The following is a 17,296-nucleotide window of genomic DNA, read 5'->3' as shown; positions in this document are numbered from 1 at the left end:
CGCCCAATTTTGCTTGTGTACGTTTTGCATGGACGATGAAAATACTCTGTGGGAAGCTTAACGTTTAATAACATACTGTTATTAAACGTTAACTACTAGCGAATGGCAAGGGGATATCAGTGAGAGTTGCTTTAGAGGAAACCGCAAGCAAAATTGCGATTTGATGAACAAGAACATGATATGAGGCAGTAACATTACTAAAATTTGGTCAACATTCTGATATTGAACTTAGCCATGTCACGCAGTTAACTCGTTATGGGGCAATAGCTTTTTTAGCTGAACTAACTGCTAGAGGGTTGGGGAGGATTGGCATTGTTGCACCTGTGACCTTCTAAAACAGGATGTTTTAGTTGAGCCCTCAGGGACGAGTTTATGGCGAGTCACAGGGGAAACAATGACAATGAATGCTACACAACTGACGATATAATTATCTTGCTTTGGGGCAATATCTTTTTAGCTAAACGAACAGCGAAAGGGTTAGTTAAGATTGGCATTGTTGCACCAGTGCCCCTCTAAAATAGGGACATTTAAGTAATACAAGGAGGTCGTAATATTGGGGAAATAGTGACAATTAATGCTAAGCAACTCAGTTATCTGCTTTGAGGTATTTCGAGATTGAAATGACGGAAATCTAAGATTTCCGCCATTTTCAGATGATACGCGAATACTTAACATGAGACTCAGTATCGGGCGTTATTACTCTCCTACCCACGCTGAAAACTGGCAATGCCGACGACTCACATTAAAGGTGAAACTAGCTAGTGCGGTACTGCTTTAAAATGCCATCTAACTCGACCGAAGCATGGTGCAGATCATTGGCTAAGGTCACACTGCGCTGGGCCGTTTGTTTGATGGTTTCCGACTGATGGCGGATTTCATTCAATTGTCCGGCAATGTCGCGCGCGGCGACACTCTGCTCTTCCGCCGAGGCGGCAATTTGGCTGCTCATATCAAATACCGCATTCACCGATTGCGCTATACCTTGAACATCGTCACCGACGGCGATGATCGCGCTGCGGCCTTCATCGGCCTGATCGACTATCTCCATGGTAATGCTAGATAAACGACTCGTGCCAGACTGTAAGCCTTCAATCATAGACTGAATTTCTACCGTGGCCTGTTGAGTTCGACCCGCTAAGGTACGCACTTCATCGGCGACCACGGCAAAACCACGCCCCTGCTCACCGGCACGGGCCGCTTCAATGGCCGCATTTAAGGCTAACAAGTTGGTTTGCTGCGAAATACTGTTAATCGTCGTAACCACGGCATCGATGCTCGCCGCATCCTTAGACAGTTGTTCAACCGATGAAAACGCTGCGCCAATCTTAGTTGAAAGTAAGCCAATACTTTCAACTGTCTGGCTAATGCGCCCACGACTGGCCGACATTTGGGTTGAGTTTTCTTTAGTCTGCAGCGAAGTATTGCTCGCGTTGATAGAAACTTCTTCAATCGCTGAAGTCATTTGCGCCATCGCCACGGCAACGGAATCGAGGAATTGATGTTGGAAACCAATCAGCTCATCACTGGTGGCCGCCTGTTGATTAAATTCATCGGATGCTAACGACAAGGTTTGTGCATTTTTACCAATGGCTGACACCATTTCACTCATGTTATCGGCGCAGCGGTCAATTTCGCGGGCAATCAAACTGAAATCGTCAGTGCCAAAGAAGTTTAATCTAAAGCTCAAATCACCGTCGGCTAAGCGTTTGATGGCTAAGTACATGTCCCACAAGCCACCGCCGAGTGAGGTTGAAATCCAGTAGCTCAGTTGGAATAAGGGCAACAAGCCAACTAATGCTAACCAGAACATAAAGTTAGCATCGCTGCGCGCATCAGCTTCCCACTCATGAACATTCTGCGTCAGTTGTAAGGCTTGCATGCCTGACACGCTGGCGCTGGCCGTCACTTTATCCCCTTGACGCTGCGCTTCACTTTGCCTTGAAGTCACAGTTAAACCGTATTGACTGGCAAATTGTGACAGAGCATCAGCCTCTAGCTTTTGCGCCGTGGCAACTTGCGCTAAGGTATCGACGCTCGCTTGAACGCGGGCAATAGAAGCTTGCTCGACATTTCGGTGCGCATGTTGATAGTTGACGAGTGCCACGGCAGCCGTGATCAACGCCACCATAGAACACACTACCCAAAACTTTCCGTTGAGACTGAACTTGATCAATATGGCATCAATGGTGCGAAACTGGATTTGTTTCATCTTGATAATTCCTAAGAACAAAATGCTATTTGGCACTAAATCAGCATTATAGCCCAGATCGCTTCGACAGCTATGTCAGTAATAAGATCTGAGCAGGTATTATGCTAATCCGCGCTAGCCACTTGACTACGCGTGGCGGCAGACCACTTTTGTGTCAAGCTAACCAACTGCCCCGTTAACAGGCTCATGCTAAAACCTAATAAGCCACCAATGATCAACGACGGCACGACATTGGCCACATCACCCGCCATGGCAAAGGTAGTGCAACAGCCAATAAATGCGCCGGGAATAAAGCTAAGCTTTTGATAACTTGCCTGTAAACACATAGCCGATGTGGCTATGCCGGTAAAAATATACCCAAATACGGGCGAAATAAAAAAGCTGCTACCCGAGATAATGAGCCACGCCCAAAATACACCGGACAGATTAGTGCACCACGCCATCATCACGCCTTGAAAACCAGCCTTAGGCTGAGCAAAAAAAGTGCTGCAACCTAAAAAGCCAATCCAAGTGACCAGATGAAAGGCATCTGCGACACCACACCAAATAGCCGCCAATAGGCCGGCTGAAATAGCGACTTGCCAACGATTCTCCATGGATGACCCCTTTATAATTCTATTCACGGAAGTTTATCTGTTGGTTAAATTACCTCTATTTTGGTAACAAAAACCTGATCTATTGCTAATTTTCGGCATTAATGCCCGTAAAATCGCTAACAAGCAAATTTTTTGTGGTAAAAAAACGAAAAAAGCGCTTGTTAGGCGCTTTTTTGTTCAAATGGCGTTCAGTTAACTCTCTTGCCGACACTTACACTCGCAATAGTTTACTCACGGGAAGATCGCGGATCCTCTGCCCCGTCGCCGCAAAAATTGCATTGGTTAAACTTGGGGCAACGGGTGGTACACCCGGCTCACCCACGCCTGCAGGCGCAGCATCGGACTCAATAATGATGATCTCAATATCGGGTGTTTGGGGGATCCGCAGCAAAGGATAATCGTGGAAATTCGATTGCTGCACTTTGCCCTCTTTGTAAGTGATTTCCCCCATCAAGGCTAAACTCAGGCCAAATACAATCGCGCCTTCAGTTTGGGCTTTTACCCTATCTGGATTGACTATCGTGCCCGCATCGATAGCAGCGATGGCATTCAGCACTTTAAGCTGTTTATCCTCACTCACTTCCACCAGCATGGCCACGGCGACATAACTGACAAAACTGCGGTGTACGGCAAACCCCCAGCCCTGATTTTTACCCGCTTTTGGCGCCATAGCTTGGGCTTTTTCGACCGCGTCAATTACCCCAAAATAGCGGCTCACGTCCACGGGGTGACGATTGAGGTCTTCGCCATAGTTGCCGTATTTAAACTGTTGGTCGGTAAAGGTCTCACGCCTTGCTTCACCTAACAGGCTGCGCCACATTGCAGGGCAAGAAACCTGAGAACGATGAGCCATTTCATCGACAAAACTGCCGACACTAAAACCGTGCTGAATGTTACACACAGAGCGCATCCAACCAATACGGCTATGCGCCTGCGCTTTTACCGCTTCGTATCTTAAATTCGGCAAAGCAAAGGGTACATCCACAAAGCCTAAATCCAACTCACCACCAGAAGGATATTCCACCCCTTCAGCAAAGGTTGAACTGATCGATGGGAATCCCGTACGGGCTAAAAGCGCGGTCGGTTTGTTATTGGCATCGAACAGCGCCTGATAGGACTGGGCGCTGATAGCATGGTAGTAACCGTTTTGGATCTCATCCTCGCGGCTCCAACTCACTTTAATTGGACGCTTGAATTGCTTCGATAACAGCGCGGCTTCAACGCTAAAATCAGGTTTAGATTTACGCCCAAAACCACCACCCAATAGGGTAACATTCACTTTAATCGTATCTTCTTCCATACCCAGCGCAGCGGCCACATTTTGCTGTGTGCTTTGCGGCGTTTGGGTCGATGCCCAGATTTCACAGCCCTTTTCAGTCACATGGGCGGTGGCAACGGGCGGCTCGATAGAAGAATGAATTAAATAAGGTACGGTATAAACCGCCTTTAACGTATTCGCCTCGGGCCAGTTTTTGATTTCATCACCAGCTTGGCGCACAACGTTACCGCTTTGCTGTACCCGCTCGACAAGCTCCTTTAAATAAAGACTTGAATCATGCTGACTGTTGTCGGCCTGAGTCCAAGTGACTTTTAAGGCTTTGCGGCCTTCGAGGGCACTCCAAGTGTTTGTGGCGATAACAGCAACGCCGCCCAAAGCCTGAAACGCGGGTGCGCCCTTAGCGGCGGGCAAACGATACACATCTAATACACCGGCCACCTTGCGCGCCGCAGTATCGTCCAAGCTTGCCACATCGCTCCCAAGCACGGGCGGGCGCATGATGCTGGCGTAGAGCATACCGTCGAGTTTGATATCGTAACCATAAATCGCGCTGCCGCTTAACATGGTATCCATATCAACGATTTGGCGTGATGCGCCAATCTGCTTGAAATCTTTAACCTCTTTAAAGGTTAACGACTCAACGGCGGGGACTGGCTGCTTTGATGCGGCTAACGCTAACTCGCCGAACTTGGCCGAGCGGCCAGATTTAGCATGCAACACTTTATGGTCGGCGGTATGCACCTCGCTCACGGGGACTTTCCAGCGCGCAGCGGCTGCTTGCTCTAGCATGGTTCTTGCCATCGCCCCCATCTGACGCATGCGGTCGTAATTTTCGCGAATACTGCGGCTACCGTCAGTGTTTTGGCTGGCATAACGTTTATCGGCTAAGCCTTGAATGGGGACGATTTTATCCCAATCCGCTTCTAACTCTTCGGCTAAGACTTGCAGAATGCCGGTTCTGATCCCTTGTCCCATCTCGGAGCGATGGCAAGTGAGGTACACTTTATCGTCTTCACCAATGGCAATAAACAGATTCAGCCGCGCTTCTTTATCCTGCGCCAGCGCCATGGGGCTCCAAGTTAGTCCACTCGCCCCTAATGCTAATCCGCCACCCACTGCGCCAAACAGTTTTAACACATCGCGGCGGCTGATATTTTCTACGGCAGTAAAAGTACTCATATTAGCCCTCCTGTTTGGCATAGTTTTGCAGTGCTGCTTTAATCCGCGGGTATGTGCCGCAGCGGCAGATATTGCCTGACATGGCAGAGTTGATTTGTTCTTCAGAAGGTTTCGGATGCTGCGCAACTAACGCCGCAGCCGACATCAATTGTCCCGCCTGACAATAGCCGCACTGGGGCACGTTATGTTCGGCCCATGCATTTTTAAGCTTTTGATTATCCAGCCCTTCAATTGTTGTCAGTCGTTTTCCCTGTGCCTGCCCCAAACTGGTTAAGCAAGCGCGTACGGGTTGGCCGTCTAAATGCACAGTGCAAGCACCGCATAGTCCTGCACCGCAGCCATATTTAGTGCCCGTGAGCCCTAGAATATCCCGTAGTGCCCACAGGATTGGCATTTTAGGATCGGCATCTAAGGTAAATGATTTACCGTTGATGGTCAGTGTCTGAGCGGAAAATGTCTGGGTGGAAGCGGCGGCATTCGCTTCCTTGACGACTGCTTTGGTTGATAAAACTTCTGCCATAACTCACTCCTTAAGTGCCAACCACGACGCAAGATCGGCTTGGGTATCAATATCAATTGCGGCGCGGGGTAGTGTTATAGCGACTAACGCTCCCTGCTGTGCTTGTTGTTTTAAAATAGATTTCGCCCCGCGATCACCACTCAAGTGGGTGAACAAAGGCAATGTAGAGGCATTAAAAATAGCAGGTACACCTAAATCATCCAAATAATCGGCGGCAACGTCTTTACCCGTTTCATGCCATGTTAAAATCAGTTGGCGATAATCATCGGCGCTCAGAGCCACTTGGTCAGCGAGTGTCAGCAGCATGGCATCAAAGCCTTGCTCCTTGGCATAACTTGCCGCCAAACTCACAGAGGAGGCCAAACCCGTGTGCCACTGCGGATTAATCAAAATATCAAAGGAGTGGCGGGAGTTAAGTTCAGCCAATAACGGTTGCAATACGTGCTGGTGAGCACCGAGTATGACTAACAAAGGCAAATGCTGGGGCGAATGTGTGTCTTGGCGCTCCAAATATAAATCTTGGCAATGAAGCTGTTGTAAAAGCTCAACATGGGTGCAAATAATGGCTTGTTCGCGAGTTTCTGTAGCGCTAAGTGATGGTATAAGCTGCGCTAACTTAACCCCCTCAAAGCGCTTACTTTCACCCGCCGCAAGTACCACGATCAACAGCCGCTTGGATGAACGTGGCGTTTGCTCTGCCAACGTTAGCGCTGCAGACTTTGGCACTGGCAGCAATGTCATCAACGCATTATCTCATCGAGATGTTTTAAGGTCGCACCATGGAGTACGCCGTGGCATTGGGCCAAAATACTTAACGCCACTGCGCTCGGTAACTCGCCGCCAAGGGCAAGCCCAGCGGGGGCAGAAAACACCCCAGAAAAAGATTCAGTACTCAGCCCTGCCATCCCAAGCACTTTATCCCGTCTATGGGCAGGGCCAAGCAAGGCGACATAGGCGAGTGGGTGGGCTTGAATGACCTTCAATGCCGCAGCATCTAAGCCCAAGTTATGATTCATCACTACGGCGCAATCCAATTGGGCGATATGATTCGCGGTTAATTCCCCTGCGGTAAGTTTCACGATATGGGCATGGGGGAAATCCGCCGCTCTGGCATAGGCGGTACGACCATCAAAAACTGTCACTTGCCAGCCTAATGTATCGGCCATGGCGGCAATGGGCTTAGCGTCGATACCACCGCCAAAAATCCCAAGGTGGAATCTCGGTCTCAGCGGAATAATCAGCGATTCTCCCGCCTCTTGGGTGAAGACGCCTGTGCGGACAAAATCGCTGGCGGGGAACGGTGTCAACGCTTCGGGGTAGAAAGCGGCTTGATATTGGCGCGCATCCGTCCCCGCTTTGACTAATGGCAATTGATAAAAACCCGACCGACCGTGGCGAAATGCCTGTACTAGCTCAATCAAACCAAGATCATGATTCTCTTTTAAGAGTGGGATCAACATGATATCTACTATGCCGCCACAGCCGAGTCGATAGCTGGCATCGGACTCATCACTCGCGTCATAGGTCACGCACGTGACTTGCTTTGTCTGCATGGCCTTTTGGGCATGGCGGCGGAGATCGGCTTCTAAACAGCCGCCACTTAACATACCCACGCCTTGACCAAACTCATGAAACAACATCATGGCGCCAGGTTTGCGATAGGCCGAGCCTTGAATTTGGGTGATCACCGCAAGCACCCAAGCGTCATCCGCCAGCGGTAACCAATGCTCTAGTAAATCTTCGATTTGGTGATCCATCCGCAAGGACTCCATTGAGTTAGGGATATTTGAAAAGACTTAATGCACTTTTTACTGTCGACACTATCGAAACAAATAACCGTCGAAACTAAAAACGCTCAAAACTAAAAAATCGCTGGTTAAGATCGCTGATGAATATCACAGCTATCAACGTCTATTTTGTTATCAAGGTTTGATGCGAGTTTCATTTGTCGATAAAAAAGCATCGCCAAACGCTCGGCATTAAACACTTGGGCAACCACGTTAGCAAAGGCGTGTGTGTATTGAAAGGAGTAATAGATGTCAAAAAGTGTCGAAGCAGAAAATATGTTCAGGAGAGGATTCGAAGAGGAAGGATTGACGTCCATGTCTTGAGTGGCCTTCGTTCGTAAATCAACCACATCTAATCTAAAACTGATATTCCCCCGCCTTAGTGCGCAGTATCTGAGATTGATTATCTAGGCTAATAGAGGTCGATTCTATCTGTTCGATAATTTGTGATACTTCACGGGAATTATCGCGGATCACCATCATACTCGAAGCGATTTCTTTAGAAACCAAGGACTGTTCCTCAGTTGAAGCGGCAACCTGAGTATTGATCCCATGAATCGCTTCCGTACTGTGACGAATATCCTCAAATACAGCCACGATACGTTGCAGCTCTACTCCCGCCTTTTGCATAAGCGTCGCCGCTTGAGTCACAGATGTACCCACTTGATTTGTACGACTCTGAAGGCTTGCGACAATATCATCGATTTCCTTAGTGGAATCTTGGGTTCGCTGGGCTAATGATCGAACCTCATCGGCCACCACAGCGAAACCTCGCCCTTGCTCACCGGCCCTTGCGGCTTCAATCGCGGCATTCAGTGCCAGCAAATTAGTCTGCTCTGCAATCGCCTTAATCACACTCAACACATTACTAACTTGGGTGCTTTCGTTCACTAAATGCGACATAGAGTCTTGAGTATTGGTAAACTCAGTTTCCAATACCGACATGGCTTTCAACGCTTCCGATACCGTCTGTTTACCCACAGTGACATGCGCTTCATTTTCAGCGGCGCGACTTTCAGCGTTCGACGTGCTCTCACTCACATGCACTAACGTCGTGGTCATTTCTTCCATCGCACTGGCGCTGGCATCCAGTTCTCTCGCCACCCGATTTGAGCTTTCACGCGAAACTTGAATAGATGCCTTGGTTTGCTTCGCTAAATCAGCGACCTCTTTTGCAATACCATCCGTTGTCGATAAGGAACTGGCAAGGGAAGAGATAAACAAGTTGATTTGATTAACGATTTCGCCAATCTCTCCCTGAGTGGTGACAGAAATCCGCCGCGCAAGGTTTTTAGAGCGCTGAATGTCGAGCAACTCACTACAGGTCTGCACTAATGGAGTCACAATCCGGCTCTTAACGATAATGAATCCACCAACGGCCGCTAAAATCACGATAAATAACACGAACTGAGACCAGTTTAATGCCGCATGTAAGGAGTCGAGACGACCATTAACTTCTCCATCGGTACGTTTATCCAACGCCGTAAAGAACTCATCAATCGGCTGCATGATCTTGGCTTTTTCTCTATGGTATTGGTCGCTATGCAATAACTCCCTCGCCATGGTTAAGTTAGGCTCGCCTTTTATCGTGTAGGTTTGGGTGTTGGGGTCCATAAAGATACCTTTGACGGCATTCATGGCTTTCACTTCGAGGGCGACTAACGCATCTGAGTTTTTTTGGGCTTGTTCGAGGTAACGAAATTCTTCATCGGAAAAACCGAGGGACTTCATTTGCTCTTTTATAGCAATTCTCGCGCCGTCTGGCTTTGGCTTATCGCCATAACTCAGCACCAAATCCCAATAAATCTGATGATATTTTTCGGGTCTGGGTTTATCACCATTACGGATAGCCAAAATATCCATATACATTTTTTCGTATTTTTCATCACCTGTGACGGCGTAGGTACGGGCGAGACGTGTTAAGTCATCGGAACCTTGCCTTAATTCATCGGCAAGTTGATAGGACTGATATCGGATGCTGGCGGCATCATTAAAGAGATCGATTTTAGACTTCACATTGAAGCTCAGTGCCGCAGAAATCACGGCACTCGCGACTATGGTCGAAAATACCACACTCATCATGGTTTTTGTTTTCATACTTACCCCAATAGACGGAAGAACAGCTTTAAGTCTAGAAGGAAAATCAGAAAACATCGGTAAAAGTGGGACAATCAACGGAAATAATCATTTGATTTGCGAGTGATTATCGCTCACAAATCAAACAGTTCTTAATGACGTGACACTTAGAGTAAAAGTTGGTCCGCGACAAAGGGATTATGCTCGCGCTCTTCACCAAAGGTTGATATAGGACCATGCCCCGGAATAAATTCGACTTCGACGCCTAAGGGCCACAGTTTTTCGGTGATCGAGTGAATTAAATCCTGATGATTTGATTGAGGAAAGTCGGTGCGGCCGATTGAACTTCTAAACAAAATATCCCCCACCCACGCCAATTTAGATTGGGCAGAGAAAAGGGCAATGTGTCCCGGCGTATGCCCAGGGCAATGCAGCACAGACAAACTTTGTTCACCCACTTGCACGTTATCGCCGTCCTGCAGGTATTGATCCGGTTCAAAGGCATCGCAATGGGGAAAACCGAAGTTTTGGCTTTGCTTAGGTAAGTTTTCAATCCAGAATTTATCGGCGATATGCGGCCCAATAATCGGCACATTGGTGGCTTGCGCTAAGGCTTTTGCCCCACCAACATGATCGATATGCCCATGGGTAAGAATAATTTTGTCGAGGACGAGTCCAAGTTTCGTCACTTCGTTTTGGATCCTGTCAATGTTTCCACCAGGATCCACGACCGCAGCTCGCTTGGTTTTTTCACACCAGATCAGGCTGCAATTTTGCTGAAAAGGTGTCACTGGAATAATCTGATACTTCATAGCTTCAATCTCGTGTTATCCATAAGCGATAGATTACGCTAAGAAACTCATCATGGCTCAAATTTAAAATGGAAAAATTGATCTTCACCAAAAGCTAATTAAATAATCCTAGCCTACTGCATAAACTATTTGGTCTATACCCAAGGTAGTTGAAGATACTAGTTTCAACTAGCCTAGGTTGCTGCATCTTCAGGTTATTTGGGTATACAATCTGCCAATCACAATAACATGATCCTCTGCCATTAAGGTTGTTTGATGAAACCCGATATTATTCTCGCCGGAGTGCTGGCGAAGAAACATACTTTTACCTTGCCCCTCAACTATCAAAATCCGATTGCAGAGCAAATCCAAGTGTTTGCCAGAGAACTCTGTAGCCCAGAAAACAAAGATAAAAAGCTACCTTATATCGTGTTTTTCCAAGGCGGCCCGGGATTTGCGGCCATGCGCCCCGCCAGCAACAGCGGCTGGATCCGCCGCGCATTAAAAGAATATCGGGTATTATTACTCGATCAACGCGGCACAGGCTTATCAACACCTATTAATTACCAAAGCCTGCAACACTTAGAGCCCGCAGCTCAAGCTGAGTATCTAAGCCATTTCAGGGCTGACAATATCATTCGTGATGCAGAGACGATTCGTGCCCAGCTTTGCCCCGCCGATAAATGGGCAATTCTTGGCCAAAGTTTTGGGGGATTTTGCGTATTACATTATTTAAGCGCCGCCCCTCAAGGTGTCAGCGAAGCCTATATCACCGGCGGCATACCGTCATTAACCCGCAGTGCCGATGATGTCTATCTTGCAACTTATCAACGCGTGCTGGCGAAGAATAAACAATTTTTCCAACGCTTCCACGATGCCCAACATTTAGTTACTCGCTTAGCAAAACACTTGCTTGAAAATGAAGTGTATTTAGCAACGGGAGAACGCCTCACGGTTGAAATGTTGCAGCTGCTGGGTATTAATATCGGAATGGAGCAAGGGCCTGAATCGGTTTACTATTTACTTGAGCAAGCCTTAATCAACACGGCTTCTGGGACAGTCGTGAACCCGTTATTTTTAAATCATTTCGGTCAAATTCTCGATTACAACACTAACCCGATTTTTGCCCTGCTGCATGAGGCGATCTACTGCCAACACTCGGCTTCACAATGGGCGGCGCACAGAGTGAGACAACAATTCCCCGCCTTTAACTATCAGCAAGGTAAGCCGTTTTTATTCACCGGCGAGATGATTTACCCTTGGATGTTTGACCAATTCAGTCACTTAGTTCCGCTTAAAGCCGCGGCAGAAATCCTTGCCCATAAATCAGATTGGCCTGCACTATATAATCTTGAACAACTGGCGCAAAACCGCGTTCCCGTTGCCGCAGCCATTTACAGTGAAGATATGTTTGTCGAGATGCAATACAGCCTAGAAACTGCGCAACAGGTCGGCAGGCTAAAGTATTGGTTAACGTCAGAATATGAACACAACGGCATTCGCATGGATGGTGAGCACATACTGGATAAGCTCATCAGCTTAAACCGAGGCGACACCTTAAGATAAAGGTTAATTTTAAGGGCTAATTAAGTTAACGCTGATATTATAAACCTGCTCCTCATCTATTGAGTGATTTTGGCAAGTTTCAACGACCTATTTCCGTATGAGTAAACCGTTTTGGTTTACTCTTTTTTTTGCAAAAAATTTAAGGCTATTTCGGAAACTCGTATCCATCAAACCTCAGCAGCCACTTTGCGTGTTCGACTCCGAGTCCCTGAACTCGCACTCGACTTTTTTACACTGCTACTTATCTTTGTACTTGTTTTAGCGGTACTTGCCGTGCCAGTGCGTTTTGTCGAGCTAGAGGCTTTGCGGTAAGGCAACTTGCGATAACCGGATTTATTCCCAGCCGTTTTGCGATAACCTTGGCCTTTTAAACCATTAAGCGCGGTAGGCAGTTGTGCTCCTGCGTTTTGAATAAGCGTGGATAAAGTGCCGAGCAACGGTTGCATAAAGGCTTGATAGGAGGCTTCTTTATGACAAATACCGTTCAAGCTGGCTTCCCACAGGGCGGTCATGTCAGGCGTTGTTGCACTCGCGGGTAAGCTGTTAATTAACCCCTTACCCACATCCGTCGAAACGATGGATTTACCTAAACGTTGTAAAAAACCGCGTTTAAACAGTAGTTCAATAATGCCTGCACGGGTGGCTTCAGTACCTAAGCCATCAGTTTCTTTGAGAATTTTACGTATATCAGGGTCGGTTACGTAACGGCTAATCCCCGTCATAGCACTGAGTAAAGTGGCATCGGTAAAGGCCTTTGGCGGCTGAGTATTTTTCTCCAGTAACTCACCTCGAGTACAATGCAAAGCCTGCCCTAGTTTCAGAGGCGGTAATTGGCCGATAAACTCGTCATTCTCCTCATCATCCTTACCCGCGCTTTCTTCCGTCGACTTGTTGCCACTCGCCTTACTACCATTTGGCTCTTGGCGGGCAAAGAGCTGCTTCCAGCCAAGAGATTTATCCTGACGCGCCTTGGTATTAAATAAGCCGCCCTCAATTGTCACTTGTACTGTGGTTTCACTGTAACAATAGGCCGGATAAAACTGGGCTAAGTACTGGCGGGCCACATGAAGATATAACTGCCTCTCACGCTGACTCAAACTGGATAAGTTAGCCGTCTTCTCGGTTGGAACAATGGCGTGGTGGGCATCCACTTTTTTATCATCCCATGCCTTGGATTTAAGCCGTGGATCGGGGGCATCGGCGCCTTGCAGTAACTCAGCGGCACCGCTACGAATCGCCTTAAGAACCGACGGCGCTAGGCTATGTTGCTCGACGGGTAAATAACGGCTGTCAGAGCGGGGATAAGTAATGAGTTTATGGCGCTCATACAAACTCTGGCAGGTATCGAGCACATCCTTAGCACTCATGCCAAACCGTTTTGCCGCATCAATTTGCAACGCGGATAAGCTGTAGGGCAAAGGCGGATTCTGTTTCTTGTCCTTAGCCACTAATTGAGTGACTAAGGCGGGTTTATCACTGATGCGACTCACCACATTTTGCGCTAATCCTCTGGCTAATACTCGCCCTTCTTCGTCCATATACGGCTGACAAGCTTCGCTGGGTTGCCACTTAGCACTGAAGGTTTTCTGCTTTTCGGTCGCCAAATGCGCTAGCACTTCATAGAAAGGTTTAGATTGAAAATTGGCAATCTCTTCATCACGGCGCACCACTAGCCCGAGCAAAGGCGTTTGCACTCGCCCGACGGACAATACGCCTTGATAACCAACCTTTTTACCTTGGATGGTATAAGCGCGGGTCATATTCATGCCGTAGAGCCAATCGGCGCGGCTACGGGCTAAGGCCGATGTGGACAAAGGAATAAACTCGCGATTACTGCGCAGCTGCGTTAGCGCCCGTTTTACGGCTTGTGGGTTTAAGTCGCTGATCAGTAAACGCTGAGTTTGATGTAACTTATCACCCGTCACGCCAAGATAGGCAATCACTTCATCCACGAGTAACTGCCCTTCACGGTCGGGATCGCCCGCATTAACTAGCATGTTGGCTTGTTTGACTAATCGTTTTAGCACTGTGAGTTGGCTACGGGTTGCGGCCTTAGGTTTTAGTTGCCACTTGTCCGGTACTATTGGCAAGTGCTCGAATTTCCAAGACTTAAATTCAGGATTATAGGCATCAGGTTCTGCTTGTTCGAGCAAGTGACCTACGCACCAAGACACACAATCGCCATTGGCGGCTTCGATAAATCCATCGCCTTTTTTATGGGGTTTAGGCAATACATCGGCAATGGCCCGCCCTAGGCTAGGTTTTTCAGCGATATAGAGGATCATACAAACACCAAGCACTGGATATAATTACAGTATAATTTAGCCCAAACGCCCGTTGAGTGCAAATTTCTGTGACAAACCGAGCTTAAATACCAAAGCTCAAGTGTAAATTCAATTGCGAATAGTTCTCAACAACCACTAGAATGCACTAAATTTTAGAGGAGTGGCTATGAGACAGTTTGCAATAAATGCGCGGCAGGCGATGACAATCAGTCCAGCATTAATATTAAGATTCAATCAGTTACTGCTATTTCATAGCCTGATGTTACTCGCGATAAGTATGCTCACCAGCACTTGGCTGGGACAAATGAAAATCATCGACATGCCTTTAGCTTGGGGATTCATGTTAGTGATACCCATTGCGGTGAGTTTATCGCTACTGCTAAAACATCAAGTCACCCGCCATAGCTTAAGCAGCTTATTCGGGGTGTGGATGCTGCTGTGGATCTGGGGATGAGCCAACTAACCTATGGCTGAAAAGATCAGTAGCCTCGCTGCTCCAACAATGGATTGAGTTCGCGGATGTCGAGAACAAACACTCATAGAAGTTCCCCCTCGCCCAATCGCGATACCTTTCCCAAGTGGCGGTTAACAATTAATAAAAAATCCATAAAAAAAAGCCAGTGACGTTATCACTGGCTTTTTATCAGCCTAACGTTTCACCTTATGGGTGACAAACGTTATGCAGCTCTAAATTAGTACCGATATCTTTATTGCGATCCGCTTTAGCATCGTCATTACGCAGTTGCGTCAAGTGATCTAAATACGCTTGATCTACATCGTTAGTGATGTAATGACCATCGAAAACAGAGGTTTCGAAACGCTTAATCGCTGGATTCTCCATTCTTACCGCTTCAATTAAATCGGGTAAGTCTTGGAAAATAATGCCATCAGCACCAATTAACTTGGCGATTTCATCGGCATCACGACCGTGTGCAATAAGCTCATTCGACGTTGGCATATCAATACCGTACACGTTCGGGAAACGAATTTCCGGTGCGGCAGAGGCAAAGTACACTTTCTTAGCACCTGCTTCACGGGCCATTTCGATGATTTGCTCTGAGGTCGTACCGCGAACGATAGAGTCGTCCACCAACAGGACATTTTTGCCTTTGAATTCAGTGTTAATCGCATTCAACTTGCGACGCACTGACTTCTTACGCTCCTGTTGACCAGGCATGATGAAGGTACGGCCAATATAACGGTTTTTCACAAAACCTTGGCGGTACGGTAAGTCCATGCAACGGGCAATCTCCAGCGCGATATCGCAAGAGGTTTCAGGAATAGGAATAACCACGTCGATATCGTGATCATACCATTCTTTCTTAATCTTCTCGCCAAGCTTAGCGCCCATGTTTACGCGACTGGCATAAACAGACACTTTATCGATAGTCGAATCTGGACGGGCAAAATAAACGAATTCGAAGATACAAGGGGCATAGCTAGGTTCTGCTGCACATTGACGGGTATACAGCTGACCATCAATTGACACGTAAATCGCTTCACCTGGCGCCACATCACGCATCACTTCAAAACCGACGGCATCGAGTGCCACGCTTTCAGAAGCGACCATATATTCAGTACCCGTTGGCGTTTCGTGCTTACCTAACACCAGAGGACGAATACCAAATGGGTCACGGAACGCGACTAGGCCTTGACCGATAATCATAGCCACAACCGCATAGGCACCACGAGCTTGCTGGTGTACGTTAGCAACCGCATCGAACACTTCTTCCGACGTCAGGGTCAAACTCGTAGTTTTTTGCAGTTCGTCGGCCAACAGGTTGAGCAACACTTCAGAATCTGAAGTGGTGTTCACATGGCGACGTTTTTTGATCAGCCCTTCGGCTAATTCGACTGTATTGGTTAAGTTGCCGTTGTGGGCTAAAGAGATCCCAAATGGCGAGTTAACATAGAAAGGCTGCGCTTCAGATGCGCTTGAACTGCCCGCAGTTGGATAACGCACATGGCCAATACCTGCATTACCTTGTAGGCGTTGCATGTGTTTGACTTCAAAAACGTCTTTGACCAGACCATTGGCTTTACGCAGTCTGAAAGCACCACGATCAATGGTCACAATACCTGCCGCATCCTGACCTCTGTGCTGCAACACTGTCAGTGCATCATAAATGGTCTGATTAACCGATGATTGGCCAACTATTCCGACGATACCACACATGGGTAAGCTTCCTCATTGTAAGATGTTCTATGCCCTTTCATGTTGAAATATAAGCAAATGATAAAGTAAACCTCTAGCCTTTCGGCTTAAGTGCTACCTTATCGGTCGCCAAGGTATCCCGTCACTGACCTGTTAATCGCAATCGCACGCCTAAACTTGCCATTGCGCTCACAGTTACCCTGTTTTTAGGCATAAGCCCTTGAACAGGAGTGACGTACATACCTAAGCGATTGCTACTTTCCATCACTTAGGATTAATTAATTTTCTTTCTTATAGTTTGGGTACAAAGCTGGAGGTGTTTTCCAAATAGTCAAAAAACCATTGAATGACAACGCCAAATTCGGGCACTAGCACAGAGTCCTTCCACCATTGGGTGTTGGGCGAGCCTGTGAAAGCATCCATAAAAAACAGCAAGGCGCTAACAATTAGCGCGCCTCGAATAGCACCGAAACACAGGCCCAAGAGCCTATCAGTGCCAGATAATCCAGTTTTGACAACAAGTTGTCCGAGAATATAGTTAACTAAGGCGCCGAGTACCAAAGTGGTAATAAAGAGGATGGCAATAGAAACGCCATTACGCAGCATCTCATCGTTCATTTGAGTTAAGTGAACGGCAAGATCTTGGTAAAATTGGCTGGCAACAAAGAAAGCCGCGAACCATACCACTAAGGACATGGCTTCTTTGGCGAATCCGCGGATTAGACTGATGAGAGTCGATAATCCGATGACGAATATGATAGCGTAATCAATCCAAACCATTGAGATGGCTTTCCGACATGGGCTTTAAGACGGCGCGATTCTACCAGAGACTGAAACGATTCTCACCCCTAGA

The 17,296-nt window shown here is 47.4% G+C and carries 13 protein-coding genes; 2 read left to right on the top strand and 11 right to left on the bottom strand.

The genetic code is table 11. The annotated features are described in order from the left end of the window. Positions 1-754: 754 nt before the first annotated feature. From FW758_RS04780 to FW758_RS04745, 8 genes are all read right to left on the bottom strand, one after another. The gene (locus FW758_RS04780; protein ID WP_446444785.1) at positions 755-2,209 is read right to left on the bottom strand and encodes a methyl-accepting chemotaxis protein; all 1,455 of its coding nucleotides are present in this window, start codon (positions 2,207-2,209) and stop codon (positions 755-757) included. A 104-nt stretch (positions 2,210-2,313) separates the two neighbouring features. Continuing rightward, positions 2,314-2,805, bottom strand: coding sequence for a DUF1097 domain-containing protein (locus tag FW758_RS04775; RefSeq protein WP_006085447.1), 492 nt, complete (start codon positions 2,803-2,805; stop codon positions 2,314-2,316). A gap of 211 nt (positions 2,806-3,016) precedes the next feature. Beyond that, positions 3,017-5,263 carry a molybdopterin cofactor-binding domain-containing protein gene (locus FW758_RS04770; RefSeq protein ID WP_446444784.1) on the bottom strand — a complete coding sequence of 749 codons (2,247 nt, stop codon included), beginning with the start codon at positions 5,261-5,263 and terminating at the stop codon, positions 3,017-3,019. A gap of 1 nt (position 5,264) precedes the next feature. Beyond that, positions 5,265-5,783 (bottom strand): (2Fe-2S)-binding protein, encoded by a 519-nt coding sequence (locus tag FW758_RS04765; RefSeq protein ID WP_446444783.1) that lies wholly within the window; start codon positions 5,781-5,783, stop codon positions 5,265-5,267. A gap of 3 nt (positions 5,784-5,786) precedes the next feature. Next, positions 5,787-6,524 (bottom strand): nucleotidyltransferase family protein, encoded by a 738-nt coding sequence (locus tag FW758_RS04760; protein WP_446444782.1) that lies wholly within the window; start codon positions 6,522-6,524, stop codon positions 5,787-5,789. Then, positions 6,524-7,540, bottom strand: coding sequence for an XdhC family protein (locus FW758_RS04755; RefSeq protein WP_226059985.1), 1,017 nt, complete (start codon positions 7,538-7,540; stop codon positions 6,524-6,526). Before FW758_RS04755 ends, FW758_RS04760 begins: the two co-directional genes overlap by 1 nt. Positions 7,541-7,927: 387 nt before the next feature. Beyond that, positions 7,928-9,667: a methyl-accepting chemotaxis protein gene (locus tag FW758_RS04750; RefSeq protein WP_446444781.1), complete on the bottom strand. Its 1,740-nt coding sequence runs from the start codon at positions 9,665-9,667 to the stop codon at positions 7,928-7,930. 146 nt (positions 9,668-9,813) lie between these two features. Then, positions 9,814-10,458, bottom strand: a complete 645-nt coding sequence (locus tag FW758_RS04745) for an MBL fold metallo-hydrolase (RefSeq protein ID WP_413490655.1) — start codon at positions 10,456-10,458, stop codon at positions 9,814-9,816. Positions 10,459-10,713: 255 nt separating this feature from the next. Here FW758_RS04745 and FW758_RS04740 point away from each other — a divergent pair, with 255 nt between their 5' ends. After that, the gene (locus tag FW758_RS04740; protein ID WP_446444780.1) at positions 10,714-12,003 is read left to right on the top strand and encodes an alpha/beta fold hydrolase; all 1,290 of its coding nucleotides are present in this window, start codon (positions 10,714-10,716) and stop codon (positions 12,001-12,003) included. Positions 12,004-12,170: 167 nt separating this feature from the next. Here FW758_RS04740 and FW758_RS04735 read toward each other — a convergent pair whose 3' ends face one another. Further along, entirely contained in the window at positions 12,171-14,288 is a 2,118-nt protein-coding gene (locus FW758_RS04735) for a DNA topoisomerase III (protein ID WP_446444779.1), read from the bottom strand. A 166-nt stretch (positions 14,289-14,454) separates the two neighbouring features. On the opposite strand from FW758_RS04735, the gene FW758_RS04730 reads away from it, so the two are divergent. Further along, positions 14,455-14,742 (top strand): hypothetical protein, encoded by a 288-nt coding sequence (locus tag FW758_RS04730; protein WP_126491656.1) that lies wholly within the window; start codon positions 14,455-14,457, stop codon positions 14,740-14,742. A 207-nt stretch (positions 14,743-14,949) separates the two neighbouring features. On the opposite strand, the gene purF is transcribed toward FW758_RS04730, so the two are convergent. Further along, positions 14,950-16,464: an amidophosphoribosyltransferase gene (gene purF / locus FW758_RS04725; RefSeq protein WP_006085457.1), complete on the bottom strand. Its 1,515-nt coding sequence runs from the start codon at positions 16,462-16,464 to the stop codon at positions 14,950-14,952. Between the two features lie 270 nt (positions 16,465-16,734). Then, entirely contained in the window at positions 16,735-17,223 is a 489-nt protein-coding gene (locus FW758_RS04720; RefSeq protein WP_006082220.1) for a CvpA family protein, read from the bottom strand. Positions 17,224-17,296 lie beyond the last annotated feature (73 nt).

The organism is Shewanella sp. 1180_01, from assembly GCF_052850535.1.
Note: the sequence above shows the minus strand (reverse complement) of the source record. Positions and strands in the feature narration are given on the sequence as shown.